This is a genomic window from Psychrobacter sp. 1U2, from assembly GCF_051847575.1.
On sequence record NZ_JBPYDC010001882.1, the window covers coordinates 1 to 505 of the forward strand.

Below are 505 nucleotides of genomic sequence, written 5' to 3' on the forward strand. Positions count from 1 at the left end.
AACATGAATCGGTGGCAAGCTTTAGCGTACATGTAAAAATGCCATTGCCGTCATGATGGCATCGTTATAAGCATCGTGAGTACCGAGCTCAGGAATATCATAATGCGCTAAGATACTGGTCAGATGCTGTGATTGACCAGAGAGACCTTGGGTTTGACCGCTCATACGCCGACTATATAAATGCCGCACATCAATGACGTCATTGGGTAAAGTAGTACCCATATAGCGCTTTACCAAAGGGTTCAAAAAGCCAGTATCTATCTTTGGGCAGAATCCAACTATCGGCCGATTATCAATAAAGGGTAATAGTAACTCGAGCATCTCATCGTAGCTCATCCCGTTTTCAACGTCAGCGGTACGCAAACCATGAATGACAATGGTATCACGATCAGGCATCACAGGTGGCCTGCAAACCAGATGCATACCATTGCCTGTATCGATAATATTACCGTTGATATGAATGGCTGCTACCGATAATAAGTGATGCCTTTTTGGATTGAGCCCC

General features: G+C 44.6%; 1 protein-coding gene. It reads right to left on the reverse strand.

Annotation, left to right across the window (positions count from 1 at the left end; all coding sequences use genetic code 11):
- Positions 1–21: 21 nt before the first annotated feature.
- The coding region (locus ACS8FD_RS24930) for a 3'-5' exonuclease (protein WP_439277816.1) at positions 22–505 on the reverse strand (484 nt) is incomplete at its 5' end.